The organism is Sinorhizobium sp. P24N7 (assembly GCF_042436655.1).
GTDB classification, from domain to species: Bacteria; Pseudomonadota; Alphaproteobacteria; order Rhizobiales; family Rhizobiaceae; genus Sinorhizobium; species Sinorhizobium meliloti_A.
The window spans coordinates 172,304-198,587 of record NZ_JBHMIW010000010.1 but is presented as its reverse complement, the minus strand read 5'-3'; the positions used below and the strand labels follow the sequence as shown (position 1 = coordinate 198,587).

Here is a 26,284-nt window from a genome sequence, read left to right as displayed (position 1 = left end):
CCCCGGCGATCATGACGGTGTCGATAGTCCATGACGCCCGAAGATGTGCCACGGGTGCGCTGCTCATCCCTCATCCTTGAACCGACTTCAGCCAGTCGCCGATCGTCGCCCCGCGGTCCCGCTCCGGCGGGGCAACGGGCGTGGCGAGGCGTTCGGCGGCCGCAGCCTTACGGATTTCGCGCGGGCTCGCTCCGAATTCGTGGCTGAAGGCACGTGTGAAATTGGCGGCGAGGTCGAAACCGGCCGCTTCGGCGATCTCCGCGATGGGCCGGTTGTTCGTCGGATCGCTGAGCTCCGCGTACGCCTGCAGGAGCCGACGTCTGCGGATATAGTTCAGCACGCCGCCGCTCGGCTCGAATAGCCGATAGAGACGGGTTCTGGAAATTCCCAGCTCCCGGCATATGGCTTCGGGCGTCAGCTCGGCCGAGTGCAGGTTCAGGTGGATATATCGATGCGCCCGCTCCATCACTCCCATCTTTGCCTGAGAGCCTCCCGCATCCGGTCTCACAGCCGCCACGCAGGCGACCACCATGTCGCGTATCGTGCGAACGATGCGCGGCACTTCTTCCACGGTGATGTTGCCGAGGTTTTCTTCCATGCCGTTGATATAGTTCGCGAGCAGGTCGGCGAGGCTGCCGGACAAGACCGAATTGTTTGCACCCTCGAGCTTGCCCGCATCGTCCGCGAGCAGTTCATAGGGCATGAAGAGAAGGATAGATGCGGCATCCGTCATGCGCCCTCGATAGGGATAGCCGAGCGACCGGAAGAAGAACTCCCCCGGCCCCGTCTCGGTGACGCGGCGGTCGGCTTCTGTCCATGACCGGCCGCTGCGAAAGAGACCGACGTTCCAATGATCGATGGGGCTCGAGCGCAACATGGCCTGGGAGCGCTCGTAACTATGTGCCGGCGTCACCTGTTGAACGATCAGCAAATCGCCCAGATGCCAACCGGTCAGTTCGGCCGCAAAGCCGTCCTCTTCGGACACCCCATCGGGCAGGCGCACGTCCACGAGCGGCGCCATATGCGCCCGCCAGGATCTAAATTGCTCTTGCGGCGGCAGATCATGTGTCGAAAATCGCGAAGGTACGAGCGCCGGCGACCTTTCGGCTGAACGGTCCTTTCGGGCTGCCGGATCGCGCGGCCAACGGCGCCGCTCCATATGGGCAGGCCAGGCCGGAACTTCGACGGGGTCATCTCCTGATCCGGAGTCCTTCGTCATGCAACCCTCCAGCGAAATGGATTGCCCGTTCGGGTGAGCCCGAAAGAGCGATTTACCCGAGCGGCGAATCTGTCCCACCCTGATGCAACTCGCCTCAAGGTGGAATCGAATCGGCGGGGCACACCTGCCAGTTTCCATTTTATACCCCGTTATATGTAGAAATGCACGGCGGGATAACAATCGGGATTGGGTGATAACGACAATCCCCATCTGCTGCTTGTATTAAATACCTACAGTTGTTCCAAGCATTGCCCGAAAGTAATTAAGGTAGTTTCGAACGGTAAAGTTTCGATCACCAATTTATTGTGCCTGCTGTGGATGAATTTTAGAAGTTAGCAGATAGTGTGAGGATTATTCCGTGAACTATTTCAGAAATGACTTCAGGGGATCTATCTTCGGTCCGAATGACGATTTAGATTCATTGCGGCGCCGAAGCCTTCAAAAGAGAATACTTGTTACCGGCGGTGCCGGCTTCCTTGGATCGCATCTTTGCGAACTGCTTCTCGGCGCCGGGCACGAGGTCGTCTGCCTCGACAATTTCTCGACGGGCCTGAGGCGCAATATCGCGCCGCTCAAGCGTTTCGATACCTTCCGCGTAATCGCCCACGACGTCGTGGAGCCGATCGACCTCGAGGTCGACGAGATCTACAACCTCGCCTGCCCGGCATCGCCGCCGCATTACCAGGCAGATCCGATCCAGACGACGAAAACCTGCGTGATCGGCTCGCTCAACCTCCTCGATCTGGCCGCGCGTCGTGGCGCACGCATCTTCCAGGCGTCCACATCGGAAATCTACGGCGACCCGCACGTCCACCCGCAGGTGGAAAGCTATTGGGGCAACGTCAATCCCTTCGGCCCGCGCTCCTGCTATGACGAGGGCAAGCGTTGCGCAGAGACCCTGTTCTTCGACTTCCACAAGTCCCATGGGGTCGAAATCAAGATCGTCCGTATCTTCAACACCTACGGCCCGCGGATGCGCCCGGATGACGGGCGTGTCGTTTCCAACTTTATCGTCCAGGCCCTGAAGGGTGAGGACATCACGATCTACGGCGACGGCTTGCAGACCCGTTCCTTCTGTTTCGTCGACGACCTGATCGACGGCTTCGTCCGCCTGATGGCATCGCCGCCGTCCCTTACCGGACCGGTCAATCTCGGCAATCCGGCAGAGTTCACGATCGGCGAACTCGCCGAAGAGGTGGTCCGGTTGACCGGGTCGCGCTCGAAGATCGTCCGGCGGCCCCTGCCTGTGGACGATCCCCGCCAGCGCCGCCCGGACATCTCGCTCGCGAAGGAAGAGCTCGGTTGGCGTCCGAAGGTCGATCTGGTTGAGGGGCTTGCGCACACGATCCGCTATTTCGACGACCTTCTCTCCCGGTCGATACGGGAAAGCGCGGAGTTGGTCTGATGGTTGCGCCAATTATCCTCGTCACTGGTGGCGCCGGCTATATCGGCAGTCACACCGCGAAGCTTCTGCGCCTCGAGGGCATCGAGCCCGTCGTCTACGACAATCTGACGACCGGAAACCGTTCCGCCGTGCGCTGGGGACCATTCATTCAGGGAGATATTCTGGACGGGCGGCACCTGATCGAGGTCATCGAGGCCTATCAGCCGGACGCCGTCATCCACTTCGCCGCATCCGCCTATGTCGGCGAATCCGTCGCCGATCCTGCGAAATACTACAACAACAACGTCGGCGGCACGCTGTCGCTCCTCGATGCATGCCGCCAGACGGGTGTCGACAAGGTGATCTTCTCATCGAGCTGCGCCACCTATGGCGTACCGGCGTTGCTGCCGATCGACGAAGCGACGCCGCAGGCACCGATCAACCCCTATGGCAAGACGAAACTGATGGCCGAGCACATGCTCGCCGACTATGCGGCCGCCTTTGCGCTGAATTATGTCTCGTTGCGCTATTTCAACGCATGCGGCGCTGATCCTGAGGGTGATCTCGGCGAATGGCACGACCCCGAAACGCACCTCATTCCGCGGGCTCTGATGGCCGCGGCAGGCCGCATTCCGCATCTGGAGATTTTCGGCGAGGACTACGACACCCCGGACGGAACCTGCGTGCGTGACTATATTCACGTTTCCGATCTTGCGAGCGCCCATGTGCTGGCGTACCGGCATCTCACCAACGGCGGCGGGAACCTCGCGCTCAACCTCGGTACCGGCCGCGGCTTCTCGATAAAGGAAGTCCTGCGAACGATCGGCGAAATTACCGGGCATAACGTCCCGGTCGTATTTCGCCGGCGGCGTGCCGGAGATCCGCCGGCGCTTTATGCGGATGCCGGGCTGGCCTGCCGGACGCTCGGCTTCCTGCCGCGATATTCCGATCTCCAGACGATCGTGCGAACCGCCGCCCCGTTCTTCGGGCTGGAGGTACGGTCATGACCGTCCTTTCCGCCAATGAGCCGACGCGCATTTCCGAAGACGGTGAGCCGCGGCTTGTGCCTGTGCTCACGCGCGGACGCCGGATGGAATTTCTGCTGGGCGCGGGGCTCTGGGCCGCGGCGCTCGTCCATTTCTGGTCCTGGTGGCTGGAGCCGCGCCATCACGTTGACGCTTTGGGCAGTGCCATCGTGACTTCGGTCCTTGCCTGGGTCACCCTGCTGCCGGCCTATTTCATTGCCGTCTTTTATGGCGCGTTGAAACCGAACGGGCCGTTGCGGCTCCCGGCCGGCAGTCGCATTGCCATGGTCGTCACCAAGGCACCGTCGGAACCCTTTTCCGTCGTCGCCGAGACATTGGAGGCGATGCTTGCGCAGGACGTGCCGCACGACACTTGGCTTGCAGACGAGGATCCTTCCGAAGCGACGCTCGAGTGGTGCCGCAGCCATGGCGTCCTCGTCTCCACACGCAAAGGCCGGGCGGACTATCACCGGGCCACATGGCCACGGCGCACCCGCTGCAAGGAAGGCAATCTCGCCTTCTTCTACGATCACTACGGTTATGCCCGGTACGATTTCGTGGCCCAGCTCGATGCCGACCACGTCCCCGCACCTGGGTACCTCTTCGAAATGCTGCGCCCATTTGCCGACCCGGAAGTGGGTTACGTCTCGGCGCCGAGCATCTGCGACCGCAATGCTTCAGAAAGCTGGTCGGCACGCGGCCGCCTCCATGCGGAGGCGAGCATGCACGGTGCTCTCCAGGCCGGATACAATGGCGGGCTCGCGCCGCTCTGCATCGGCTCTCACTACGCGGTGCGCACGGCTGCCCTCAAGGAGATCGGCGGTCTCGGCCCGGAGCTTGCCGAAGACCATTCGACGACATTGATGATGAATGCGGCAGGCTGGCGCGGCATTCACGCGCTCGATGCGATCGCCCATGGCGACGGACCGCGCACCTTTGCCGACCTGGTGACCCAGGAGTTCCAGTGGTCGCGTAGTCTCGTGATGCTCCTGCTGCAGTATTCGCCGCGTCTCGTCGGCCGGCTGCCGCTGCGACTGAAGTTCCAGTTCCTCTTCTCGCAGCTCTGGTATCCGCTCTTCGCGTGCTTCATGGCGCTGATGTTTGCTATGCCGATCGTCGCCCTTGCGCGCGGCGAAACCTTTGTCGCCGTGACCTATCCGGAGTTTCTGGCCTATTTCACGCCGCTCTCGATCATCCTCGTCCTGCTGGCCTATCGCTGGCGTGCAACCGGCGCCTTCCGGCCTTACGACGCGAACATCCTGAGCTGGGAGTGCATGCTCTTCCTGTTTGCGCGCTGGCCCTGGGCGCTTGCCGGCACGCTGGCCGCTCTGCGCGACTGGCTCACCGGGTCCTTCGTGGATTTCCGTGTCACGCCGAAGGGATCATCCGAGGTCGATCCGCTGCCCCTGCGCGTGCTCGCGCCCTACTTTTTCCTGGCAGTTTCGGCCGCCCTGCCGGTCCTGTTCGTCGAAGATGCCGCGAAGGCCAAGGGGTTCTACCTCTTCGCGATCCTCAATGCGGCAATTTACTGCCTGCTTCTGCTGGTCATCGTCCTGCGGCATTCGAGAGAAAACGCCGTTGGCACCGCCTCCCGTTTCTATCGTCCCGCAATAGCGGCCGGGCTCCTGGCGGTCGTCGCACTGCCCGGCATTGCTACTGCCGAACACGGGAAGGACGGGCTCGAGGCGCTTGCATGGGGCAGTGGGCACCTGCGCATCTTCGAAGAGCGTTATGCGGTGGCCGGAGCCGGGCAGGGCGGTACGGCATTGCGCAAGATCGTCTTCCGGCCACGCTGGATTTCCGCCCCCGCGGAACAGCGGGACGGCAACTCTAAGAGGGGATAAGAACATGAAAGTGAAAGTCCCATTCTTCGGGAGAGAGGGCCGCGGCACCCGACATGCGCTGCCCGGCCGGCGCTTCGCCCTTGGCATGTTGGCCGTCCTTGCCCTCTGCCAATCACCGGCGTCCGCGGAAGTTGCCGTTCCCGAAAAGGCCCGCACCATGACGGGCGTCGAGCTCTACATGATCTTCCAGGACAAGACCTGGAAATGGGAGAGCGGCGCCGGCCGGATGGACCGTGAAGGTCGCGCCTTTCGGGCCTGGGCGCAATCGGCCACGGGGGAGAGCTGGGCCGAAGGCCGCTGGAGCGTGAATGACCGCGGCCAACTCTGCCTGACGGCCGTGTGGCACAGCCAGGGTGCCGCCGCCCGAGACAAGACCTGCTTCAGCCACCGGACGCTCGACGGAACCATCTACCAGAAGAGGGAGCCGTCCGGCGACTGGTACGTCTTCAGACATGCCAAGACGCAGGCAGGCGACGAGTTCAACCGTCTGGTCAGGGAGGATCTGGTCGCCGCCAAGCTCGCAGCCTTCGAGGAGCGTATCGAGGGCCAAGTGAAACAAACAAAGATTAGCGTTGGCCGGCAAACCGGGACGAACGCGGTTGGAGGTGTTCGATGAACAGGAAATCCAAGGCCATTACCTTTGCATCTCTCGGTCTGTTGCTGTCGGGTACCGTGCTCGCGGCCAACATGCCGCGGGGCATCCCCGAACCGAACTCGCCGACGATGGCGACACCATCGGACAAGCGGCCCGTCCTGACGGAGAACTCGATCGATTTCGGCGCTTACGATCCCCATGGCGACTTCGGCGCGCCGGGCAGCTCGAAGATCGAGCATCTCTTCCTGCCCTGGGAAGACGTCGATCTGTCGACACTGACGCTTGCCGACGACTATGCCCAAGCCCGCGGCCGTTCGCTCATGATCACCATCGAACCCTGGTCGTGGTCGCCCGAGTGGCGCGTGACCGAAGGGGAGCTCCTGCGTTCGATCCTGAGCGGCGAACGCGACGAGAACATGGCCCAGGTCTGCTCCGCCGCCGCTGCCCTCAAGAGTCCCGTGATCATCCGCTGGGGCCAGGAAATGGACGAAACCGACAACCAGTTCTCCTGGTCCCATTGGCGGGGCGACGACTTCAAAAAAGCCTATCGCCGCGTGGTGACTGTCTGCCGCAGCCACCTGAAGCACGCGAAGTTCATGTGGTCGCCCAAAGGCAACGAGGGTCTGGAAGCCTTCTATCCGGGTGACGATGTCGTCGATATCGTCGGGCTTTCGGTATTCGGTTACCAGCCCTACGATCGGGGCACGACCGGGCGCGATCAGACATTCGCGGAGCGGCTGGCGCCCGGATACGGCCGGGTGATGAACTACGGCAAGCCGATCATGGTCGCCGAGCTCGGCTATGAGGGCGATGGTACATACGCAGCAAGCTGGGCGGCATCGGTCGCCGAGCGGCACGCCGAATTCCCGCAGCTGACAGCCGTAGTCTATTTCAACGATCGCGAGATCTATGACTGGCCGCAGGGCTACGGCCGCCCCGATTGGCGGGTTGTCCGCGAAACCATTAGCGGGCAGGTGCCCGATGGAGGCATGTGATGAAATCGATATACCGAGGAATACCTTTGGCAATCGCGCTGGCCGCCAGCATAGCCGGTGCTTCGTTCGCCGAGGCCGCCACTGCGCGCCCGGAGAGGAAGGCAACTCCGCTGACGCACGCGGAGCTGCTCCAACTTTACGGCCAGAAATCCTGGATATGGAAAGAGGGGGCGGGCTACTTCTCGGTGCAGGCACGCCGGTTCACCGCCTGGTCAAAGGAGAACGGCAAACCGTCCTATGGGGTGGGCCGCTGGTTCATCACCGGCCCGGGGAAACTCTGCTTCCGCGCCGAATGGCACGCCAAGGATGGCTCGGCGCCGGCGACGACCTGCTTCAGCCACGCCAAGCGGGGTGGCGTGATCTATCAAAGGCGAGAGCCGGACGGCACCTGGTACGTCTTCAAGAACGCACGGGTGAGGCCAGATGACGAGTTCGCCAAGCTTCGACGCGGCAATTACGTAGGCGCGAGCCTGAGCCGCATCGAGGCGAGACTCGGCCGGGTCGAGTAACCCCCGGCCGGGAAGGGGTTGCGCGGCTGGCCGATGTCAGCAGTTCAAACCGGCTCCGCAGATGAGCCCGGCGTCGAAAGGCCCGCAACCCCGCCCCACGCTTTTTCGAAATCGCTCAGCGAAGGAAACAGCGCGAGGTGCTGCCGAAGCCGCTGGGCGTGCAGACATAGGGAGCCCGCCCGAGATAGGCCGAGCGCACGAGTTTAGGCGTTTTTTGCGTGACCGCTTGCTTGCCCGGCGCGGGCTTTCTTTCAGGCAAAGGGTAGCCGACTTCCCGCGCGATCGAAGCGGTCGTTTCCTGGCTGACGGTCGAGGAGCAGCCCCAGGTGGTCACGGCAAGCATGACGGCAAGGGTGCTGCGGGCGACGGTTTTGCGGGCTTCGAACAGTCCGGACAATGCTTTCGACTTTACCTTCACAATCGGAACTCCCCGTTTTTTGCTTGTGAAGGAAGGTTAGCCGAAAGCCTTTAATTCACGGTCGAGGAAAAGCCGACAATTCGTCGGGATTGCGCATCAGGCGCTTAACCATTCGGGCACTCACGGCAGCCAGGACGCGCCGCGCCTCAATTTTCGACCTTGTTGCTGAAATGCGCGTTTCCGAGGCCCGTCCCGATCGTCAGGATCCCCCAGCTCGATGCATTCTGTACGAAAGGTATCTGCGACAGACCTTGCACGACGGCGTCGTTGTGCATGATCACGAAGGTCTCGTGATCGCCGATCTGCGGAATGGCGTCCTTAAGCGCGGCAGGCAGGTTGAAGTGCTCGCTTTCCCAGTTGCCGCCCGGCAGGTTCTGGCCGCCGCGAAGGATCGAGCCATCTTCGTTGATCACGCCGGGGCAGGCCACGCCGATGACCGGCGCGGGCGCGAGGTCCGCCTTGTCCGCCTTGGCTATAAGCTTCTCGATCATGCCGATGAGCTCCTCGATGGTCGTGCTCCTGTTGGGCTTGTCATCCGCATGTCGCCAGATGTCCGATTTCCAGACCTTTGCCTTGGAGAGGTCGGTTTCATCCTTCAGGTGCAGCTCGACTATGCCCACGCGGATATTGGTGCCGCCGATGTCGATGGCGAGGATCGCCTTGTGGCCCTTCAGCATCCAGGCGGGCATGAGATGCGCGGCGCCGATGAGCCCGGCATCATCGGGATGGTGAACGATGGGGGAGAGTTCGATCTTGATCCCTTCAGCCTTCAGCAGCACCATTGCGCGGGCAATGGCCAATTCGCCCGCTGCGCTTCCCCGGAAGCCTCCGCCGATGACGACGCGCTCCGTATTTTTCCAGCTCTTTTGTTGCAGGAACCGTTCGAGAACGCTGGCGAGCTCGCCGGCGAACTCGTCGACCGCACCCATGATCAGGGCGGCCGCCTCCTTGTCGTCGCCGTGAAGAAGGGCATCGACCTGCTTTTTGGACAGATCCTGGGTCAGGGCCTGCCCCAGCGGATCGTCGCCGCCCTTGCGCACGCGTTTGCGCCAGGCGTCGAGCTTCTCCTGGAAGGCAAATTTGTTGGCCCTGTCGCCAAGGAAGCCATCGCCGTCACGCAGCTCCAGATTATAATCGTCGACCGTCACCGACGGCAGATTGCTGGCGCCATGAATGAGCGGGACGCCGTTTCGTCTTTCGTTCGCGGATTTGCCCACGCAACCTCCCGAGTGACGCCTGGCTGGCCTTGCCGAATAGCTGAGTACCTTACAACGTGGCGGGCGGTGCGATGTTCCCGTCCGAGATTTTCGAGACGCGCGTGACGATCTTCGGGAGCGCGCGTCGCTTCGGCAACATTGTTGACGCAGGCATCCATGATTGCGACAACGCGTTCATGCAGACACCGATCAATATAGACCCGTACTATCTCACCAGCCGGCTGAAAGCTCTGCTCGACATTGCGAGCCCGACCGGTTTCACCGATGAGGCGGTGCGTTACACGGCGCGTGAGCTCGAGCGGCTCGGCCTGGAAGTCAAGCTGACCCGCCGGGGCGCGATCCGCGCTCTTCGGCCGGGGGCCGCCGAGCGCCCGGCCCGCGGGATCGTCTCACACCTGGACACCCTCGGCGCGCAGGTGAAGGCGCTGAAGGAAAACGGCCGCCTCGAACTGGTATCGATCGGGCACTGGTCTGCACGGTTCGCGGAGGGGGCCCGCGCCTCGATATTTTCCGGCAAGGGCACCTATCGCGGTTCAATTCTCCCGCTGAAAGCCTCGGGTCACACCTTCAACGAGGAGGTCGACACGCAACCCACTGGCTGGCGCCATATCGAGCTGCGCGTCGATGCGCTCGCACGCGACCGGAACGATCTGGTGCAGCTCGGAATAGACGTGGGCGACATCGTCGCTATCGATCCGCAGCCGGAATTCCTCGAGAACGGGTTCATCGTTTCGCGGCATCTCGACGACAAGGCGGGGGTCGCCATCATGCTTGCGGCGCTCGAGGCCATGCAGCGCGAGAAGGTGGAAACGCCGGTCGATACCTATTGGCTCTTCACCATCGGCGAGGAAGTGGGTGTGGGCGCGTCAGCTGCAATCGTCCCGGAAATCGCCTCGCTGGTGGCGATAGACAACGGCACGACCGCGCCTGGCCAGAATTCGGACGAGTTCGGCGTGACGCTCGCGATGGCGGACCAGACGGGACCTTTCGACTATCACCTTTCGAAAAAGCTCTACGAGCTTTGCGGCGAGCATGGCATCCGCGTCCAGAAGGACGTCTTCCGCTACTACCGTTCCGATGCCGCTTCCGCGGTCGAAGCGGGGCACGATGTGCGCACGGCGCTTCTCACCTTCGGTGTCGACGCGTCGCACGGCTACGAGCGTATCCATCTCCATGCGCTGATGTCCGTCGCGAAGCTCGCGGTGTATTACGCGGCAAGCGAGGTCCAGATCGAGCGCGACGCCGAGGAGGTCTCTGGCCTTCGGGGCTTTACCCGGCAGAAGGTGCGACAGGCCGAGCAGGACCTGAAAGCGGACGAGCCTGACGTATCCTGAGGCGTCTCGCTTTTCTGACTCGCTACGCATGCGACGAGACCGGCTCCGATCGTTTAGCGCTGCCACCTGAAGGGTTGAATGGCGCTGTGGGACCCGGAAACGAAGCTGGTTCTTTAGGCCGCGATTCGACATAATCCCCCGTGTTTCTCGGAATTTGTGGGTTGCCTGTCTTCCGCTGCGGATTTCCTCCCCTCGAGAAGATCCGTCGCGCAATACAGAAGAGGGTTATTCGTCATCGAAGGAGCGCATGATGAGGGTGCCGCGGGCCTTCTTGCGGCGGGGTTTCAATCTCCGCAAGTGGTATATCACGCTCAAGGGCAGGATGGCCGCCGAGACCGGTTGGGCGGCCGCGCTCTTCGAAGGGGCACCGGCAATTGCGACCAGCCGGCAAACATGGATCAATACATTTCGCGCGCGCTCGGACAGTGTTATCGCCGTCGCTCGCATTCTTCTGGCCGTTGGAAGCCTCTGGATCACCTGGATCGATGCTACCATTCGGCCAGGTCGCTCGGACCTCGTCTTCTGGTTCCTCGTCATCTATCTGGTCTATGCAATCGCGGCGGCCCATTTTGTCTGGAAAGCCCAGGTCCATCGGGTCCGCGGGACCTTCATCAGGCATCTCATCGACGTCTCCAGCTTGGTGATCCTGGCGTTGCTTGCGGACCGCGTATCCGGTCCGGTCTTCATGCTGATACCATTTGTCCAGCTGGCAGCGACCCTTCACTGGCTTTGGCGCGGTGCCCTATGGACCGGATCCGTTGGCGTCGCGATCCTGATATACCTTGCGCTCTCTAATACGGTCTGGCCGTTCAGTTCGGACGTCGACGCGGCCGTCGCGCTGTCGTTCATTCTTTTCCTGGTCACGGCAACCATTCTTCTCACGTGGCTCGGCACCCATCAGGAGGCGGTGCGCTCGGAGTTGTTACGTCTGGTCGAGCGGACACCCTCCGCGTCCGACGGGCGCGAATGGCCGGCGGAGGCGGCGTTGGAATATGCGGTGCAGGTGGCGCGTGTTCCTCGTGCACTGCTAATCTGGAGCGATGGTGACGAGCCCTGGACCAATCTGGCGACATGGGAGAGCGGGACATGCGAGGTCAGGCACTTATCGCCGGCGGCCTATCTGCCCTGGACGCCGGAGGCGCTGGAGCATGCAAGTCTTCTGATCATCGACGCGAAGCGCTCCCGAGCTCTTGTTCATCGCGGCGGGGGGCGCTTCGACTGGTGGCGTGGCGACGGCCTGCCGGTGTCCCCGGCTCTCGTTGCGGAATTCTCTATCGCCTGCGCAATTTCGGTGCAGTTTCAGGCGAGCGATGTCGAGGCGCGTCTTTTCTTCCTCGATCCGCCGGCCCCGACAATCGACGATGTGGCCTTGGCCGAGATTGTCGCCGAACGATTGAAAACACTTTTCGAGCAAACGATTTTGCTACGCCGCCTTAGCGATGCAGCCGCCCTTGAAGAGCGCGTCAAGATCGGACGAGATATCCACGATGGTGTCCTGCAAGCGCTCGCAGGCACCGCGCTGCAGCTTCAGACATTGCGCTCGTCGAGAGAATATCATGAGATCGACGAGCGTTTAATGGCTATTCAGGCTATGCTTTCTGAAGAGCAGACTGATCTACGTGCTCTCATCCGCAGGCTCGATCCGGGGTCCGGCCGCCACGCCAGCGACTCTCGATTGGCGCTTCGGCTGGCGGCCTTGGCCCGGCGTCTGCGGCAGCAATGGTCGATAGAATTTCGCTTTGTGCTATATCCCGAGGATCTTCGCTTGCCGGTGGCGATGGTCGACGAACTGGTGCATATGATAGCAGAAGCGACCGCCAATGCCGCGCGTCATGGCCATGCGCGAACTCTCGAGGTTCGGATCCGACGCGATGACGGAACGGTGACCTTGACCGTGGATGACGACGGGACCGGTTTCGGATTCGACCGGCGGCTGGAGCATGCGGAACTGGAGACCAGCAAGTGCGGTCCGCGAAGCCTGCGCGAACGCGTGTCGATGTCGGGTGGGAATCTTTCGATCGAGAAGGTTGATCAGTGGACACGGATAACGATCAAGATCCCGGCTCACCCGTGAGTGCGCGTATCCTCGTCGTCGACGATCACCGGATAGTCCTCGATGGTTTGCGCCGTTTGCTCGGCGCCGAGTCCGGCTGGGAGGTGGTTGCAACCTGCAGGACAGCTGCAGATGCAATCGAAGCGCTCGCGAATAAGCCCGTCGACCTCGCGGTCGTTGATCTACGGATGCCTGAAATGGGCGGATCGGATCTTGTCCGCCGTCTTCGCAGCGACCAACCGAGACTGGCGTGCGTCATTTTGACGGCGGATATCAGTGATGAAGAAGTTGCCGAGGCGATAGAAGACGGGGTGAGTGGAATTGTCCTAAAGGAACAGGCGCCGAGCGCCCTCATCGAGTGCATCCGGGCGGTGCTTGCGGGCCGCACCTATTTCACGGATCGCAGTTTAAGTGCCGCGATCGACCGAATCCGGGAGCGCGACACCGAGCGCCGCTCGGTCATGCAGAAGTTAACGCCCCGCGAGCTCGAGATATCCTGCCTGGCCGCCGCAGGTTTGCGCAGCCGGGAAATAGCCGCAAGGCTTGGAATCGCTTCCGGCACGGTCAAGCTCCACCTTCACAGCGTCTACAGCAAGCTCAACATCACCACCCGCGTGGAGCTTGCCAACATTTCCCAGCGACTGCGTCTTGATACGCGTTGACAGCATTCCGTCAGCGCGTCCCCGGAAGATCAGTTGCTTCCGACGATTTGTCCCGCACTCTCGGGCATTGCCGCCAAGCGTGTGAGGATCTCGTTCGCTGCGAATCTGGCGCCGTCGCGACTGAAATGGGCGTCAGGGGCGTACATGAGAATAGGTTCGGGGCGAGTGCGTATGGCCTCTTGGAGATCGATGACCTCGATGCCCTCTGCTGCCGCAGCACCGAGAACCTCCATCCGCAGCGCATCGAAAGGCTCATCCGAGGAGAAAGGCCCGATGAAACGGTCAATTCTGGGAACGTAGACCAGTGTAAAGGAGCCGCCCCAGCTCTCGGTGAGTGCTTTCGCGCGTTGCAATATACGCCTGAACTCGGGGTTGCTCTGCGTAATTTTTGGATAGACGAGTCCCAGTCTCGTTAGGGTCTGTTGCAGCGCGACAAAATTGCGGAACAAGGCTGTTCTCGTCAGGAGGTCGACACTTGTGATCGGCGCATTCTTACGCTCCACCAAAATCTTTCGGGCCTGGTCCATCGTCTCCTTCGCGGTTGCCTGCAAACCATAGTTCGCGTCGGGCGAAAGCGCGGCGCGAAGCCACGGAATTGTCAGTTCGCGCTCTAAATTCTCCCAATCATTGCCTTCGAAGAAGACCATGACGACGCGACGGGGCCGCAGAGTCTCACCAAAGCGGCCGAGCGTCGCCAGTTCCGTCAGCGGACCGTTTCCTCTTATGCCGATGCTTGCCGTGCTAAGGCCGCGCCCGCGCAGCCTAGACGCAAGGTCCTCGCCCGGAGGCAGGCAGAAGCCCTCGACGAATGAATCTCCGAGAAGCATCACGTCGAGCCGCTTGTCGTATACATGGTCCGGATTATTGAAACCGAACCTGTCCGCGGTATAGCTGACGACGCCCTTGTTCGAAGTGCAGAGCACCACTTGTGTCGACGGGAAACCCGACAGAAGCGCCTCGGAAAGTTCGTCAGTGCCTGCAAGCCGATTCAAGCCACGAAGCGTGAATCCCGGAACCACGTTCTTGTTGCGCGTGAGCGTCTCAGCCTGGGCTTCGCTGAGTTGGCCGAACATTCCCAGCCGAACGGACACGACCGAGACCGTGTGCATCGCCTCAAAAAGAAACAGAGCCGCCAACAGGCTCGCACCACAGATACCGACGAGCAGGGAAAACTGCGGCTTTGCAAACAGGCCTACGACGATGAAGGCTACTGCTAGCACGCCCGGGATCAGCACGTAACGGAGGAAATGCGGATTTTCAGCTGCGAACAGTTCGTAGTGCAGCAGAGCGTAGATGGGACTTAACAACAGGTACAGGCCGGGAATCGCGCATACCAAAAGCCCCAGATGCCGCTTTGTCACGATGGCCTATCCTCTCGCGAAGCCGTTCAACGAAAAATGCTTGTGAGACCCCTGGCTCAGGTGACCCACTCCTTTGATGGTCTGGCTGATATGATTTTCAATCTCTCATGATTTATTTCACAGAAATGCTTTTTAAAATGAATACGGAAAAACGTGCGCGGCGGAATATAGGCCATTTTGCTGCTCCTGTCTCATCAAAATGCTGAATACTTCAAGTCGAGCGCGGTCCCGGCGAGCTTCTGCCCCGCCCTTACCTGAATTTGGCACTAATGGCCGTCTATATCCAATGGTATATTGACCGGATCGACCGCCGCTTGTTCTATACACATCTCTTAACTTATTGATTACAAGAATGACGCGAACGAAGCCGCGTCCCGACGGTATTAAAAAGCGATTAGCACTGGCCGCGCAGGAAGTGCCCAATGAACAAGTCTCACGAGTCCTTTTCCGAGCACATCGTGGAGGGGCCGTCAAACCGGAGCTTCGGCTATACCGTCGGCGGCATCCTCCTCGCTATCGTGCTCGTAAGGTGGCTGGTCACCGGGTCACTATCGTCCATCTCCGTAGGACTTGCCGCGATCGGTACGGTCCTCGTCCTGCTGGCGCTTGCTTTCCCCAACTCGCTTTCGGTGCCAAACCGGCTTTGGATGCGGCTCGGTCTACTGATGTTCAAGGTCGTCAATCCTGCTGTGATGATGCTGATCTACGGCACGGCCTTCGTGCCCATAGGATTGTTCCTGAGATGGCGCGGCTACGATCCGCTCGCAGCCTCCTTGGACAAGTGTGCCGACACATATTGGACGACGCGGGAACAAAACGAACCTGACCCGGCGACGATGCGAAATCAGTTCTGATCGTCCGGGTTCACGAGGGGAGGAAATGGGATGGAACTGGTACGCGAACTCTGGACCTATATGGGTATCCGCAAGAAGTTCTGGCTGCTGCCGATTTTCATCGTCCTCGGCGTCTTTGGCGCATTGGTCGTGCTGACGCAGGGTACCGCGGTGGCGCCGTTCATTTACACCCTGTTCTGAGTCGGCCGATCCCATGCGTATTCTGGGTATCTCGGCGTTTTACCACGACAGCGCGGCAGCGATAATAGAGGACGGACGCATCGTTGCCGCGGCGCAGGAGGAGCGGTTCACCCGCAAGAAGCACGATGCCGACTTTCCTACCAATGCAGTGGCCTATTGTCTGTCTGCCGCCGAGTGCGAAATGGCGGAGGTCGACCATGTCGTCTTCTACGACAAGCCGATCCTGAAGTTCGAACGGCTGCTGGAGACTTACCTCGCCACAAGTCCGCGCGGCTTCCGCTCCTTCAAGATGGCGATGCCGCTTTGGATCAAGGAAAAGCTTTTTCAAAAGAAGCTGTTGCGCAGGTATCTAGGCAAGCTTGCCGGGGTGAAGCAATGGCCCGGCTCGCTCCTGTTCACGGAACATCATCTGGCGCACGCGGCCAGTGCTTTCTTTCCGTCGCCCTTTGCGAGCGCCGCGGTCTTGACGATGGACGGTGTCGGAGAATGGTGCACTACGTCACTGGGTCATGGCCGCGGCAAGGACCTCCACATACTTAAGGAAATTCGCTTCCCACATTCGCTGGGGCTGCTTTATTCCGCATTTACTTACTATACGGGTTTCAAGGTCAACTCCGGCGAATATAAAGTGATGGGCCTTGCCCCCTATGGACGTCCGTTATTCGTACAGAAAATACTGGATCACCTGATCGATTTGAAGGAAGACGGTTCGTTCCGCCTGGACCAGCGCTATTTCGACTACTGCGCCGGTCTCACCATGACGTCTCCTGCCTTTCATGAACTGTTTGGCGCAGCACCTCGAAGACCGGAATCGCCCCTGACCCAGCGCGAGATGGATCTCGCCGCTTCAGTGCAGGCGGTCACGGAAGAAGTCGTTCTGAAGCTCGCCCGTTTTGCCCGTCAGGAAACTGGCGAGCGTCACCTTTGTCTCGCCGGTGGCGTTGCGCTGAATTGCGTCGCAAACGGCAAGCTCCTTAAGGAGCGTTTTTTCGACGACATCTGGATCCAGCCCGCGGCGGGTGATGCGGGCGGGGCGGTCGGCTCGGCGTTGGCGGCCTGGCACGGCTATCTCGGTAACCGGCGATCCCCAGACGGTCGAGACCGAATGGCAGGGGCCTATCTCGGCCCGGCGTTCGACCAAAGGGAAATTGAAAAGCGGCTGACTGCCAGTGGCGCGGTCTATACAGTCTTGAGCGACGAAGACGTGATCGCGCGTACCGTGGACGCGATCGTCGACGAGAAGGCGGTAGGATGGATGCAGGGGCGCATGGAATTCGGACCGCGCGCCCTGGGTGGACGGTCGATACTGGGCGATCCGCGCTCGCCGACCATGCAGAAGACGCTCAACTTGAAGGTCAAATATCGGGAGAGCTTCCGCCCCTTCGCCCCTTCCGTCAGGCGTGAGGACGTGGCGGAGTGGTTCGATGTCGACGTAGACAGCCCCTATATGCTGCTTGTAGGCGACGTACTCGATCGCCACCGACTGCCTCTCGGTGCCGGTGAGGCGGCATTGTTCGGCATAGCCCGCCTGAACGTTCCGCGGTCGGGTATCCCAGCCGTCACGCATGTGGATTATTCCGCCCGGGTGCAGACCGTCCATCGCGACACTAATCCACGCTATTGGGAGCTTTTAAGCGCGTTCAAGCAGCGAACCGGCTGTCCCGTATTGGTCAACACCAGCTTCAACGTCCGCGGTGAGCCGATCGTATGCACCCCGGAGGATGCTTTCCGCTGCTTCATGGGGACCGAGATCGAATGCCTCGTGGTGGGCAATTGCTTCTTGCGGAAAGAAGATCAGCCCTCGAACTTGCGGCAGGACTACAAAGATCGGTTCGAGCTCGACTAAGGCCTCCAGAGAGCCAATACCCGCCGCGGCTTGTTCGATCTCCTCGTCCCGGTGCTCGAGTGTCTAGCCCGGGGGTCCAGCCAGACCAAGTCCATAGCTGAAAGAACGCTTTCCGCGCCGCAGACACGGTACTGCCCTCATCTCTGTGACAAGCATAGAGATGCGGAAGGGAATCATCGAAGCAATAAAACAGTTGCGCTGATTCGCGTCAGATGGAGCTGTCGGACGTTTGCAACTGAGTCCAGACCCTTCCGGCAGCCTCAGCGGCACTCCAGCGGAGACGGTTTCCGGTGGGGGCAGGCGTAGCAACCTGTGGCTTTGCAACGTCTGGCGTGCGTACGTTTCTTTCAGACAGGGTGCGGATTTCCAGCCTTGGAATTGCCCTGTCGACGGGCGCGATGAGCTCGCGAGCTATGCCGCAACGAATTGTCAGACGACGGAACAATGTGGAAGCGGCGTAAATCTCCTCGGCGAAAAGCACAGCCTCGCGAACGCGTGTTTTGTCCCCAACGTCGACATAAAGCACGCCGGGGATCGTCATCGGCAGCGTCACTACGATCGGGTCCAGCACCAAATCGACGGCCTGAGGAGCAACACCGTTGAGAATGAAAACCACGAGGCCGGACTGGCTTGCCCAATAACCGGTTAAGATTAGTTCAGCAGGCAGATAACCGCCGGTCTGGACAATCTCGATAACGCGTCGCGCTTGCATGTTTCTGCCCACGTCAATGAAATGAGGGCCGAGGCCAATATCAGTAATAGCAAGGCGCCGGGTGGCGCGTGATCACTTCAAATTTTGATGAATGCCTGATGTCTATGCTTCAAGTACGGCACAGAGACTAGCGTCATGATACCGCTTGCACCATATGCCCTTGGATATATGTCCCGGCCCGGACAAAGACCGATTGATTATATCGCGCGCCGTCGGTGGCTCCCATTTAGGGCAGGCATGCGAAGCCGCGCGCGCCAGGTCCCTCTATCTTGCGAGCTATCCTGCGTCGATGCAATTACCATACTTTGTAAGAACTCGAGAGGCTCCGAGGGACGTGGATCGCGTGGAGGTTTCCTAGGTGCCGGCGCTCGGCGCGACGAGAGGGCCGCTGTATATCGCAATTGCCGAAGGTCATCGCCGGTCTCCTCGCTCAGTCGCCAACGGCGCAAAACGTCATCGTTTGAAGGCGACTCTCCCGTGCGAAGGCTGCGTGGAATTGCCGGCGGTCGACGAAGCGGGTGGTGCCCGGTCGACGGGAACGTAACGATGCCGGTGGCGGCCTCTGTCGCCGCTGTATATGGGTTGCGCGATCGCTGCCCCCGTTGCGGCCCAGGGCATTTGTTCGATGGCTTCCTAAAGTTTAGGCGAGAATGGAAAGTCTATGGTCTGGACTCTTCCTTCGCCGATTGCATCGTGCGTGGGATGTTTGCAGCGGCCGTCGAAGGAATGTGTGGACAGCGCGTCCGGCCATGCCCGATCCTTGTCGCTTTCGACGATTAGGCGCGGCAAAGATCGCCATCGACGCGGGATTCAAGGGTCACGTGGCTGCGAGTCGTACGGGGTATCGCGGCAATCGACAGCTGCTGTCGATTGCCAAATCATTTTGCATCTGTGACCGGCACAAACCTGTCGCAAATCAACAGTTGAAATTCGACGTGGAACGCCCATTTTGCAACGGTCTTTCCCCCGACCGCAAAGGGCGGAAGCAGACGAGATGTTTCGCCTCGCACCATACTCCGTTACACGGCTGCCGGCTTGTCTTCCGCGAGAGTGTAAGCCACGACCGCATTTGCATGGCCGTGGCCAATTCCGTGTTCGCTCTTCAGCATAGCGACGAGTTCCATGTGCTTCGCTGGATAGTGCATCCGCACGAGCGCTTGCCAATCACTGATCGGACGGCCGTATGCCTTCTCGATCGATGGAAAATAGGAAGCCGGTCCTTTGATCTTGTCGGCGGTCATAGCGTGTCAGCCCCTTTTCGTGCCGCATCGATCGCAGCTACGTCGATTTTCCTCATCGACATCATCGCGTCGAATGCGCGTTTTGCCTGTTCGCCACCAGCCGTAAGCGCGTCCATTAGAGTGCGAGGTGTGATCTGCCAGGATACGCCCCACTTATCCTTGCACCAGCCGCATTCGCTCTCCTGACCGCCATTGCCGACGATGGCGTTCCAATAGCGATCTGTTTCTTCCTGATCCTCGGTGCTGATCTGGAACGAGAAAGCTTCGCTGTGCTTGAATGTGGGGCCGCCGTTCAATCCGACGCAGGCGACACCTGCCACCGTGAACTCGACGACCAACACGTCTCCCTCTTCTCCGTCGGGGTATTTGCCGGGGGCGCGGATGATGGCTCCGATCTTGCTGTCTGGGAAGGTGTCCGCATAGAAGCGGGCGGCTTCCTCGGCGTCCTTGTCGTACCATAGGCAAATGGTGTTCTTAGACATCGCGTCGTCCTCCTGGTCGTTGTGCTTCAGATCGAAAACCCGACCTGATGATACGAAGACGCACCAGCCGCCGCCGATCCGACATCATCGTCAAAAAAATCGCTACGCTCTTTTGACCGACCTCGTTTTGGCGGGCCGAACGCCTCGGGCCGAGGGGTCGGTCGGGGGCCATCCCCTCCATGTCCCGCGCGGTGAAGGTCAAATTCAATCATGATAAATTATTGCAACGTGAAGATTTATCGTTATAAATACATCCTCGCGAACTGAAGCCAAATCGAAAGGATCTTCCCCATGAAGAGGCTGTTTCGGAGCGCCATCGCCTTGGCCGCTCTTGCTTTTGCAGGGGCTGCCGCCGCGCCGGCCGCAGCGCAGACTCCGCCCGACGTTCTCGTCGTCGGCCAGATTGCCGAGCCGCAGTCTCTGGACCCGCATACGGTGACCGCAACCAACGACTTCCGCATCCTGGTCAACGTCTATGACGGCCTCGTCCGTTTCGAGGACGGTACATTGGAGGTTGAGCCGGCGCTTGCGGAAAGCTGGGAAATCTCGGATGACGGCAAGACTTATACGTTCAAGCTAAGACAGGGCGTGAAGTTCCACGACGGTTCCGATTTCGACGCCGAGGCGGTGAAGTTCAACTTCGACCGCATGCTGAATAAGGACCATCCATTCTACGACACCGGGCCATTCCCGCTTTCCTTCAACTTCGCCTCCGTCGAAGCGGTCAATGTGCTGGATCAGCATACGGTCGAGTTCAGGCTCAGCGAAGCCTTTGCGCCGTTCCTTTCCAATCTCGCCTATCCCACGGGTCTGATCGTTTCCCCCGCCGCCGTGGAAAAACATGGCAAGGAATATGGCCGCACCCCGTCGGGGACCGGCCCGTTCAAGTTCGTAGAGTGGCTGTCGAACCAGCGCGTCGTCGTAGAGCGCAATCCGGATTACTGGGATGGCGCCGCGAAGCTTCAGGCCGTCGTCTTCCGTCCCATCACCGACGCCAACACCCGTGTCGCCGAGATGATGGCCGGCGGTATCGACGTGATGGTGGAGGTGCCGCCGGACAATCTCGCTACCTTTGAGCAGGATGCCAATTTCGCCGTGGCCGAGCAGGCGGGGCCGCATGTCTGGTTCGCCATCCTGAACACAAAGGAGGGGCCTTTTGCGGATAAGCGCGTGCGCCAGGCGGCCAATTATGCGGTCAACAAGCAAACGCTGGTGGACGACGTGCTGCAGGGAACGGCGACGGTCGCGGCCGGCCCGATACCGCCGGCTTTCAACTGGGTGGAAAGCTCGGTGGAGCCCTATGCCCATGATCCCGAAAAGGCCAAGGCAATGCTCGCGGAAGCCGGCGTCGAAAATCCGCAGGTGACGTTCTACGTTACCGAAGGCGGCTCGGGCATGCTCGATCCGATCACCATGGGTGCAGCGATCCAGGCGGATCTCCAGGCTGTGGGCTTCAAGGTCAAGATCGAGACCTACGAGTGGAACACCTTCCTTGGCCGCGTAAATCCCGGCCTCGAGGGCAAGGCGGACATGGCCGAGATGGCCTGGATGACAAACGATCCGGATACCGTTCCCTATCTGACGTTGCGCACTGATGCCATGCCCGACAAGGGAGGCTTCAACTCCGGCTACTATTCCAATCCGCAGCTGGACGAGCTTCTGGAAAAGGCGCGCAGGTCCACCGACCAGGCCGAACGCGGCAAGCTCTATGGCGAGGTCCAGTCGATCGTGCATGACGATGCGCCGTGGCTGTTCGTCGCCAACTGGAAGCAGAACGCGGTGACGACCGCTGCGGTCAAGGGGTTCAAGCTTCAGCCCTCCTTCCTTCTCGATCTCCATGACGTGACGAAAGAGTAGATCGCGCACCCGGAACGGCCACCGGCATGTTCGTTCTGCCGGTGGCGACCAACACAGACCTCCCGAAAGGGTTATCCATGCAGGCCTTTGTCCTGAAGCGGCTTGTTGCCGTGGTGCCCGTCCTGTTCGGGCTTTCCATCATCGTCTTTCTCGTCATGGCTCTGATCCCTGGCGACACGGCGACGGCCATTCTCGGCTCCTATGCGACGCCGGAAAACGTCGAGCGCATCAATCGTGACCTCGGGCTCGACAAACCGCTGGTGCAGCAATATGCGATCTGGATCGGCAACGTGCTGCAGGGCGACTTCGGCCGGTCCTTCGCGCTGAACCGCCCCGTGCTCGACGAGGTGCTGGAACGGTTTCAGGCGACGCTGGTGCTGGCCGGCGTATCGCTGGTCCTGTGCTCGGTGATCGGGCTTTTCGCGGGTGTGATTTCAGCCGTACGCCAGTTCGGCTGGGCCGACCGCATCATCACCTTCTTCGTACTGGCCGGCATCTCCACGCCGTCCTTCTGGCTCGGGCTGCTGCTCATCTATCTCTTCGCCGTTCATTGGCGCATCCTGCCGGCCTCCGGCATGTACGCCGTCTACGGCGGGGGTGACCTCAAGGATCTTCTGCTCCATCTGATCTTGCCGGCGGCCACGCTCGCCGTCGTTGCCGCCGGCGTCATAGCGAGGCTGACGCGTGGAGCGATGCTGGAGGTCCTGAGGCAGGATTATGTGCGCACGGCCCGCGCCAAGGGGCTGCCCGAGCGGCGTGTGATCTACGCCCATGCCTTCCGCGCGGCGCTGGTCAGCGTCGTCCCCGCGATCGGCATCCAGGCGGGCTTCGTGCTGGGCGGCGCCGTCTATGTCGAGACGGTGTTCCAGTGGCCCGGCATCGGCGCGATGCTTGTGAAGGCGATTTCGACGCGCGATATCCTGCTGGTGCAGGGCGGCGTGCTGGTCGTTGCGGCGAGCTACGTGCTGTTCAACCTTCTCGCCGACATCGTCCAGTCCATGCTCGATCCGAGGATTCGTACATGAGCGCGCTGGTAGCATCGCCGGCTCCGCCGAGCGGGCCGGCACGGATTACCTCCTGGCACCTGTTGCTCAACAACCGGCTCGCGGCGGCGGGGCTCGTGCTGCTCGGACTGATCCTGTTGCTGATCGTTCTGGTCCCGGTCCTCCCGCTTCCGGACCCGGATGCGACGGTACCCGCCGACCGGTTGAAGCCCGTGCTGACCGCCGGGCATGTCCTCGGCACGGATCAGCTCGGCCGGGACATTCTGAGCCGCCTGCTTTGGGGCACGCGGGTCTCGATCGCGGTGGGTTTCGCTGCGACCCTCATTGCCGCCGGTATCGGATCGGCCATCGGCATCGTCGCCGGTTACGCCGGCGGGCGCACCGACAACGCGATGATGCGCGGCATCGACATGCTCATGGCTTTTCCCTATATCCTGCTGGCGCTCGCGATCGTCGCCGCCCTCGGGCCCGGACTGATGAACGCGCTTTATGCGATCGCTCTCGTAAATATCCCGTTCTTCGCCCGGAATGTGCGCGGCGTGACGCTCGGCTACGCCCATCGCGAATTCGTCGACGCGGCGCGGCTCTCCGGCAAGGGACATCTGTCGATCATTCTCACCGAGGTTCTGCCCAACGTTATGCCCGTCATCGTCATCACCATTTCGACGACGGCAGGCTGGATGATCCTCGAGACGGCCGGGCTCAGCTTCCTCGGCCTCGGCGCGCAGCCGCCGCAGGCCGATCTCGGCTCCATGCTGGGAGAGGGCCGAGTGCAGCTCTTCACGGCTCCGCATGTCTCGATCGTGCCGGGCGTGATGATTTTCCTGATCGTCATCAGCCTGAACGTTTTGGGTGATGGGATCCGCGACGTGCTGGACCCGCGGCTTCGCTCCGGCGCTCTTGCGCGGCCGGGGCCGGTGACCGAAGTTGCCCCCGGCCGCGCCGCGCCGGCAAGCACGGCGGAAGGTGCTTCCCTCGCGATCCAGAAGCTGGAAACGGGTTTTCGGCGGGGAAAGGAGATAATCCCCGCAGTTCGAGACGTCTCGCTGCATGTGAAGCCCGGTGAATGCCTCGGGCTCATCGGCGAGAGCGGCTCGGGCAAGAGCGTCACCGCCTTGTCCGTCATGGGGCTCGTGGCTTCGCCGCCGGGTGTGATCCGCAACGGTGCGGTCTATCTCGGAGACGACGATGTGCTTTCCATGCCTGAAACCAGGCTGATCGCGAACCGCGGCAGCCGGGTCGCCTACGTGTTCCAGGACCCGCTCACGACGCTGCATCCGATGTATCCTGTCGGGCGGCAGGTGGAGGAGGCGATCGCAGCGCATCAGCCGGTCAGGGCGGCCGAGCGGCGGGAAAAAGCCGCCGCGCTCCTGGAAAAGGTGGGAATCCCGGACGCTCGCGAGCGGTCGGCGCATTATCCTCACCAGCTTTCCGGCGGTCAGCGTCAGCGAGTCGGCATCGCCATGGCGCTCGCCAACGATCCGGAGATCATCATTGCGGACGAGCCGACGACCGCGCTTGACGTGACCGTTCAGGCCCGCATCCTGGAGCTCCTGCGCGATCTTCAGCGCGAGCGGGGCATGGCACTGCTGTTCATCACCCACGACTTCGGCATTGTTTCAGAATTCTGCGACCGCGTTGCCGTGATGAAGGAGGGCGAAATCGTCGAAACCGGTAAAACCCGGGAGGTACTCGACAATCCGCAGCATGCCTATACGAAGCGGCTGATCGCCTGCGTGCCCGAGCTCGGAACGGGCGAGCGTTTCCTGGATCGTGTCGGCGAACTTTTTGCCGGCAGCAAGGCGGAGGTGGCGCAATGACGGGTGCTGCCATTCAGGTTCGGGACCTTTCCAAGACCTTCGGCGGAGGCCGCAGCCTTTTCGGCAAGGCGAAGCATGAAACAAGGGCGGTGAAGGCGGTTTCGCTGGATGTCGCGCGGGGCGAGACGCTCGCCGTCGTCGGCGAAAGCGGATCCGGCAAGAGCACGCTTGCGCGCATGCTCGTCGGCCTCGAGGAGCCGACATCCGGCAGCATGCTGATCGCAGGCAGGGATGCGGCGGCGCTGCGGCGATCCGGCCCGAGGGCCTTCGGCAAGACGATCCAATATGTCTTCCAGGATCCGGTCGCTTCGCTGAACCCGCGCAAGACGATTCAGGAGATCCTGGAGACGCCGCTGAAGCTTTTGTGCGGCTACGAAGCCCCCCGCCGTCGCGCCCGGATGCAGGAACTGCTTCACGCGGTGCAGATGCCGGAGGATACGCTCTCGCGCTACCCGCACGAGTTTTCCGGCGGACAGGCACAGCGGATCGCGATCGCCCGGGCGCTGGCGACGGAGGCCGAGATCATCGTGCTCGACGAGCCCGTGAGCGCGCTCGACGTGTCCATCCAGGCGCAGGTCCTGCTTCTGCTGCGCGATCTGAAGCAGCGCTTCGGTCTCTCCTATCTGTTCATCAGCCACGATCTGGCGGTGGTCGAGGCGATCTCCGATCGGGTGGCGGTGATGTATTTCGGCGAGGTGGTCGAGACCGCACCGGCCGCCCGCCTTTTTACCGACCCTGAGCACGCCTATACACGACAGCTTGTCGCCAGCGCGCCCCGCATCAGGAAAGAGTGACGGTTCATGCCAGTGGTCATCGAAAAGAAAAAGGAAACCGGTGGAGACGGCCAGCGTCTCTTCGTCCCTGCCGAGCGCACGAAACGCAGACCTGAGGCGATCGCCGATCGGATCAAGGATTACATCCGCCTGGAAGGATTGGGGCCGGGCGACCGGCTTCCGCAGGAGCGCGACCTGATCGACACCTTCAAGGCGGCCAAGGGGACCGTACGCGAGGCGATGAAAGCGCTGGAGACGCAGGGCCTCGTCTTCACGCGCAGCGGTCCGGGAGGCGGGGCATTCGTCGCCAAGCCGTCGGCGCGGCACGCCATGGAGCTTCTGTCGACACATTTCTTTTTCGATCAGCCGAGCATTTCCGACATCTATGCCATGCGCAAGATGCTGGAGCCGGAGGTGGCGGCGCTCGTTGCCGGCAGGGTGACGCGGGAGGAACTCATCGCCCTGGAAAATACGATCCGCATTTACGATCATCCACCCGCCGATCTGGACGAGCAGTATCGTCAGCGCGTCGCCGAGCTCGATTTTCATTCGATGCTGGCGCAACTCTGCCCGAATCCGCTTCTCGGCTTCGTCTGCGGCCTCATGCACAATCTGCTGCGCGAACTCCCGGCCGCCCGGGCGATCTATGCCGACCCGACGTCGCTCTCGCGCGAATCGGGCTTGTCCTTCCAGTACCGGCTCATGGCCGCCCTTAAGGACGGGCGGTCGGAGGATGCGCGCACGATCGCCGCCGAGCATATGGCTTTCGCCGAAAGCTACATGCTCGAACGTGCAGCCGCGACCAAGTGACGCCCATGGCGGAACTGTCGGCTCGGTGGGGCATTGGGTTTTCATAGCGACGTCAGGGCCGCGGATCGATCCGCGGCCCTGACGTCGCG

At 61.3% G+C, this 26,284-nt stretch carries 24 protein-coding genes; 17 read left to right on the top strand and 7 right to left on the bottom strand.

All coding sequences use genetic code 11. The annotated features are described in order from the left end of the window. Positions 1–70: 70 nt before the first annotated feature. Entirely contained in the window at positions 71–1,219 is a 1,149-nt protein-coding gene (locus ACFHWW_RS19250) for an AraC family transcriptional regulator (protein ID WP_379940137.1), read from the bottom strand. A 358-nt stretch (positions 1,220–1,577) separates the two neighbouring features. On the opposite strand from ACFHWW_RS19250, the gene ACFHWW_RS19245 reads away from it, so the two are divergent. Genes ACFHWW_RS19245 through ACFHWW_RS19220 form a run of 6 tightly spaced genes read left to right on the top strand, consistent with a single transcriptional unit; the run spans position 1,578 to position 7,571 of the window. Next, entirely contained in the window at positions 1,578–2,624 is a 1,047-nt protein-coding gene (locus tag ACFHWW_RS19245) for a UDP-glucuronic acid decarboxylase family protein (protein WP_379940135.1), read from the top strand. Further along, the gene (gene galE / locus ACFHWW_RS19240; RefSeq protein WP_379940133.1) at positions 2,624–3,610 is read left to right on the top strand and encodes a UDP-glucose 4-epimerase GalE; all 987 of its coding nucleotides are present in this window, start codon (positions 2,624–2,626) and stop codon (positions 3,608–3,610) included. The genes ACFHWW_RS19245 and galE overlap by 1 nt, the downstream gene beginning before the upstream one ends. Then, complete coding sequence (locus ACFHWW_RS19235; RefSeq protein ID WP_379940130.1) at positions 3,607–5,472, top strand: glycosyltransferase family 2 protein; 1,866 nt, start codon at positions 3,607–3,609, stop codon at positions 5,470–5,472. The genes galE and ACFHWW_RS19235 overlap by 4 nt, the downstream gene beginning before the upstream one ends. Before the next feature lie 4 nt (positions 5,473–5,476). Beyond that, positions 5,477–6,088 (top strand): DUF995 domain-containing protein, encoded by a 612-nt coding sequence (locus tag ACFHWW_RS19230; RefSeq protein WP_379940127.1) that lies wholly within the window; start codon positions 5,477–5,479, stop codon positions 6,086–6,088. Then, complete coding sequence (locus ACFHWW_RS19225; protein WP_379940124.1) at positions 6,085–7,062, top strand: glycoside hydrolase family 26 protein; 978 nt, start codon at positions 6,085–6,087, stop codon at positions 7,060–7,062. Before ACFHWW_RS19230 ends, ACFHWW_RS19225 begins: the two co-directional genes overlap by 4 nt. Next, entirely contained in the window at positions 7,062–7,571 is a 510-nt protein-coding gene (locus ACFHWW_RS19220; RefSeq protein WP_379940122.1) for a DUF995 domain-containing protein, read from the top strand. Before ACFHWW_RS19225 ends, ACFHWW_RS19220 begins: the two co-directional genes overlap by 1 nt. A gap of 115 nt (positions 7,572–7,686) precedes the next feature. On the opposite strand, the gene ACFHWW_RS19215 is transcribed toward ACFHWW_RS19220, so the two are convergent. Next, positions 7,687–7,989, bottom strand: a complete 303-nt coding sequence (locus ACFHWW_RS19215; RefSeq protein WP_379940119.1) for a hypothetical protein — start codon at positions 7,987–7,989, stop codon at positions 7,687–7,689. Between the two features lie 146 nt (positions 7,990–8,135). Further along, positions 8,136–9,206, bottom strand: a complete 1,071-nt coding sequence (locus ACFHWW_RS19210; RefSeq protein ID WP_379940116.1) for an ROK family protein — start codon at positions 9,204–9,206, stop codon at positions 8,136–8,138. A gap of 176 nt (positions 9,207–9,382) precedes the next feature. Here ACFHWW_RS19210 and ACFHWW_RS19205 point away from each other — a divergent pair, with 176 nt between their 5' ends. From ACFHWW_RS19205 to ACFHWW_RS19195, 3 genes are all read left to right on the top strand, one after another. Next, complete coding sequence (locus ACFHWW_RS19205) at positions 9,383–10,540, top strand: osmoprotectant NAGGN system M42 family peptidase (RefSeq protein ID WP_379940261.1); 1,158 nt, start codon at positions 9,383–9,385, stop codon at positions 10,538–10,540. Positions 10,541–10,787: 247 nt separating this feature from the next. Next, the gene (locus tag ACFHWW_RS19200) at positions 10,788–12,614 is read left to right on the top strand and encodes a sensor histidine kinase (protein ID WP_379940114.1); all 1,827 of its coding nucleotides are present in this window, start codon (positions 10,788–10,790) and stop codon (positions 12,612–12,614) included. Continuing rightward, on the top strand, positions 12,575–13,255 hold the full coding sequence (locus ACFHWW_RS19195) for a response regulator (RefSeq protein ID WP_379940111.1): 681 nt from the start codon (positions 12,575–12,577) through the stop codon (positions 13,253–13,255). The genes ACFHWW_RS19200 and ACFHWW_RS19195 overlap by 40 nt, the downstream gene beginning before the upstream one ends. A 29-nt stretch (positions 13,256–13,284) precedes the next feature. On the opposite strand, the gene ACFHWW_RS19190 is transcribed toward ACFHWW_RS19195, so the two are convergent. Further along, positions 13,285–14,616 carry a GDSL-type esterase/lipase family protein gene (locus ACFHWW_RS19190; RefSeq protein ID WP_379940108.1) on the bottom strand — a complete coding sequence of 444 codons (1,332 nt, stop codon included), beginning with the start codon at positions 14,614–14,616 and terminating at the stop codon, positions 13,285–13,287. 422 nt (positions 14,617–15,038) lie between these two features. Between ACFHWW_RS19190 and ACFHWW_RS19185 the strand changes: the two genes are divergently transcribed. The 3 genes from ACFHWW_RS19185 to ACFHWW_RS19175 are packed head-to-tail and all read left to right on the top strand — an operon-like array spanning position 15,039 to position 17,496. Beyond that, positions 15,039–15,470 carry a hypothetical protein gene (locus tag ACFHWW_RS19185; RefSeq protein WP_338283253.1) on the top strand — a complete coding sequence of 144 codons (432 nt, stop codon included), beginning with the start codon at positions 15,039–15,041 and terminating at the stop codon, positions 15,468–15,470. Positions 15,471–15,500: 30 nt separating this feature from the next. Beyond that, the gene (locus tag ACFHWW_RS19180; protein WP_010975331.1) at positions 15,501–15,650 is read left to right on the top strand and encodes a DUF5989 family protein; all 150 of its coding nucleotides are present in this window, start codon (positions 15,501–15,503) and stop codon (positions 15,648–15,650) included. A 13-nt stretch (positions 15,651–15,663) separates the two neighbouring features. Further along, the gene (locus ACFHWW_RS19175) at positions 15,664–17,496 is read left to right on the top strand and encodes a carbamoyltransferase (RefSeq protein WP_379940105.1); all 1,833 of its coding nucleotides are present in this window, start codon (positions 15,664–15,666) and stop codon (positions 17,494–17,496) included. A 208-nt stretch (positions 17,497–17,704) separates the two neighbouring features. Here ACFHWW_RS19175 and ACFHWW_RS19170 read toward each other — a convergent pair whose 3' ends face one another. The 3 genes from ACFHWW_RS19170 to ACFHWW_RS19160 form a co-directional block, all read right to left on the bottom strand. Continuing rightward, positions 17,705–18,208: a hypothetical protein gene (locus tag ACFHWW_RS19170; protein WP_379940103.1), complete on the bottom strand. Its 504-nt coding sequence runs from the start codon at positions 18,206–18,208 to the stop codon at positions 17,705–17,707. Between the two features lie 1,019 nt (positions 18,209–19,227). After that, positions 19,228–19,449, bottom strand: a complete 222-nt coding sequence (locus ACFHWW_RS19165; RefSeq protein ID WP_379940101.1) for a DUF4287 domain-containing protein — start codon at positions 19,447–19,449, stop codon at positions 19,228–19,230. Further along, positions 19,446–19,931 carry a VOC family protein gene (locus ACFHWW_RS19160; RefSeq protein ID WP_275598801.1) on the bottom strand — a complete coding sequence of 162 codons (486 nt, stop codon included), beginning with the start codon at positions 19,929–19,931 and terminating at the stop codon, positions 19,446–19,448. The genes ACFHWW_RS19165 and ACFHWW_RS19160 overlap by 4 nt, the downstream gene beginning before the upstream one ends. Positions 19,932–20,222: 291 nt before the next feature. Between ACFHWW_RS19160 and ACFHWW_RS19155 the strand changes: the two genes are divergently transcribed. The 5 genes from ACFHWW_RS19155 (at position 20,223) to ACFHWW_RS19135 (ending at position 26,195) form a co-directional block, all read left to right on the top strand. Then, a complete protein-coding gene (locus ACFHWW_RS19155) occupies positions 20,223–21,788 on the top strand; it encodes an ABC transporter substrate-binding protein (protein WP_379940099.1) in 1,566 nt (521 codons plus the stop codon). Between the two features lie 77 nt (positions 21,789–21,865). Next, a complete protein-coding gene (locus ACFHWW_RS19150) occupies positions 21,866–22,813 on the top strand; it encodes an ABC transporter permease (protein ID WP_379940097.1) in 948 nt (315 codons plus the stop codon). Further along, on the top strand, positions 22,810–24,612 hold the full coding sequence (locus ACFHWW_RS19145; RefSeq protein WP_379940094.1) for a dipeptide/oligopeptide/nickel ABC transporter permease/ATP-binding protein: 1,803 nt from the start codon (positions 22,810–22,812) through the stop codon (positions 24,610–24,612). The genes ACFHWW_RS19150 and ACFHWW_RS19145 overlap by 4 nt, the downstream gene beginning before the upstream one ends. Beyond that, on the top strand, positions 24,609–25,406 hold the full coding sequence (locus ACFHWW_RS19140) for an ATP-binding cassette domain-containing protein (protein WP_379940092.1): 798 nt from the start codon (positions 24,609–24,611) through the stop codon (positions 25,404–25,406). The genes ACFHWW_RS19145 and ACFHWW_RS19140 overlap by 4 nt, the downstream gene beginning before the upstream one ends. A 6-nt stretch (positions 25,407–25,412) precedes the next feature. Continuing rightward, positions 25,413–26,195 (top strand): FadR/GntR family transcriptional regulator, encoded by a 783-nt coding sequence (locus tag ACFHWW_RS19135; RefSeq protein ID WP_379940090.1) that lies wholly within the window; start codon positions 25,413–25,415, stop codon positions 26,193–26,195. Positions 26,196–26,284: the final 89 nt, after the last annotated feature.

What these genes read in the sequence shown, in the direction of transcription:
- ACFHWW_RS19180 (WP_010975331.1), top strand. Translation starts at nt 15,501, where the DNA reads ATGGAACTGGTACGCGAACTCTGGACCTATATGGGTATCCGCAAGAAG.
- ACFHWW_RS19220 (WP_379940122.1), top strand. Translation starts at nt 7,062, where the DNA reads ATGAAATCGATATACCGAGGAATACCTTTGGCAATCGCGCTGGCCGCC.
- ACFHWW_RS19160 (WP_275598801.1), bottom strand. Translation starts at nt 19,931, where the DNA reads ATGTCTAAGAACACCATTTGCCTATGGTACGACAAGGACGCCGAGGAA.
- ACFHWW_RS19250 (WP_379940137.1), bottom strand. Translation starts at nt 1,219, where the DNA reads ATGACGAAGGACTCCGGATCAGGAGATGACCCCGTCGAAGTTCCGGCC.
- ACFHWW_RS19165 (WP_379940101.1), bottom strand. Translation starts at nt 19,449, where the DNA reads ATGACCGCCGACAAGATCAAAGGACCGGCTTCCTATTTTCCATCGATC.
- ACFHWW_RS19170 (WP_379940103.1), bottom strand. Translation starts at nt 18,208, where the DNA reads ATGCAAGCGCGACGCGTTATCGAGATTGTCCAGACCGGCGGTTATCTG.
- ACFHWW_RS19175 (WP_379940105.1), top strand. Translation starts at nt 15,664, where the DNA reads ATGCGTATTCTGGGTATCTCGGCGTTTTACCACGACAGCGCGGCAGCG.
- ACFHWW_RS19225 (WP_379940124.1), top strand. Translation starts at nt 6,085, where the DNA reads ATGAACAGGAAATCCAAGGCCATTACCTTTGCATCTCTCGGTCTGTTG.
- ACFHWW_RS19145 (WP_379940094.1), top strand. Translation starts at nt 22,810, where the DNA reads ATGAGCGCGCTGGTAGCATCGCCGGCTCCGCCGAGCGGGCCGGCACGG.
- ACFHWW_RS19205 (WP_379940261.1), top strand. Translation starts at nt 9,383, where the DNA reads ATGCAGACACCGATCAATATAGACCCGTACTATCTCACCAGCCGGCTG.
- ACFHWW_RS19150 (WP_379940097.1), top strand. Translation starts at nt 21,866, where the DNA reads ATGCAGGCCTTTGTCCTGAAGCGGCTTGTTGCCGTGGTGCCCGTCCTG.
- ACFHWW_RS19230 (WP_379940127.1), top strand. Translation starts at nt 5,477, where the DNA reads ATGAAAGTGAAAGTCCCATTCTTCGGGAGAGAGGGCCGCGGCACCCGA.
- ACFHWW_RS19155 (WP_379940099.1), top strand. Translation starts at nt 20,223, where the DNA reads ATGAAGAGGCTGTTTCGGAGCGCCATCGCCTTGGCCGCTCTTGCTTTT.
- ACFHWW_RS19140 (WP_379940092.1), top strand. Translation starts at nt 24,609, where the DNA reads ATGACGGGTGCTGCCATTCAGGTTCGGGACCTTTCCAAGACCTTCGGC.
- ACFHWW_RS19135 (WP_379940090.1), top strand. Translation starts at nt 25,413, where the DNA reads ATGCCAGTGGTCATCGAAAAGAAAAAGGAAACCGGTGGAGACGGCCAG.
- ACFHWW_RS19200 (WP_379940114.1), top strand. Translation starts at nt 10,788, where the DNA reads ATGATGAGGGTGCCGCGGGCCTTCTTGCGGCGGGGTTTCAATCTCCGC.
- galE (WP_379940133.1), top strand. Translation starts at nt 2,624, where the DNA reads ATGGTTGCGCCAATTATCCTCGTCACTGGTGGCGCCGGCTATATCGGC.
- ACFHWW_RS19235 (WP_379940130.1), top strand. Translation starts at nt 3,607, where the DNA reads ATGACCGTCCTTTCCGCCAATGAGCCGACGCGCATTTCCGAAGACGGT.
- ACFHWW_RS19185 (WP_338283253.1), top strand. Translation starts at nt 15,039, where the DNA reads ATGAACAAGTCTCACGAGTCCTTTTCCGAGCACATCGTGGAGGGGCCG.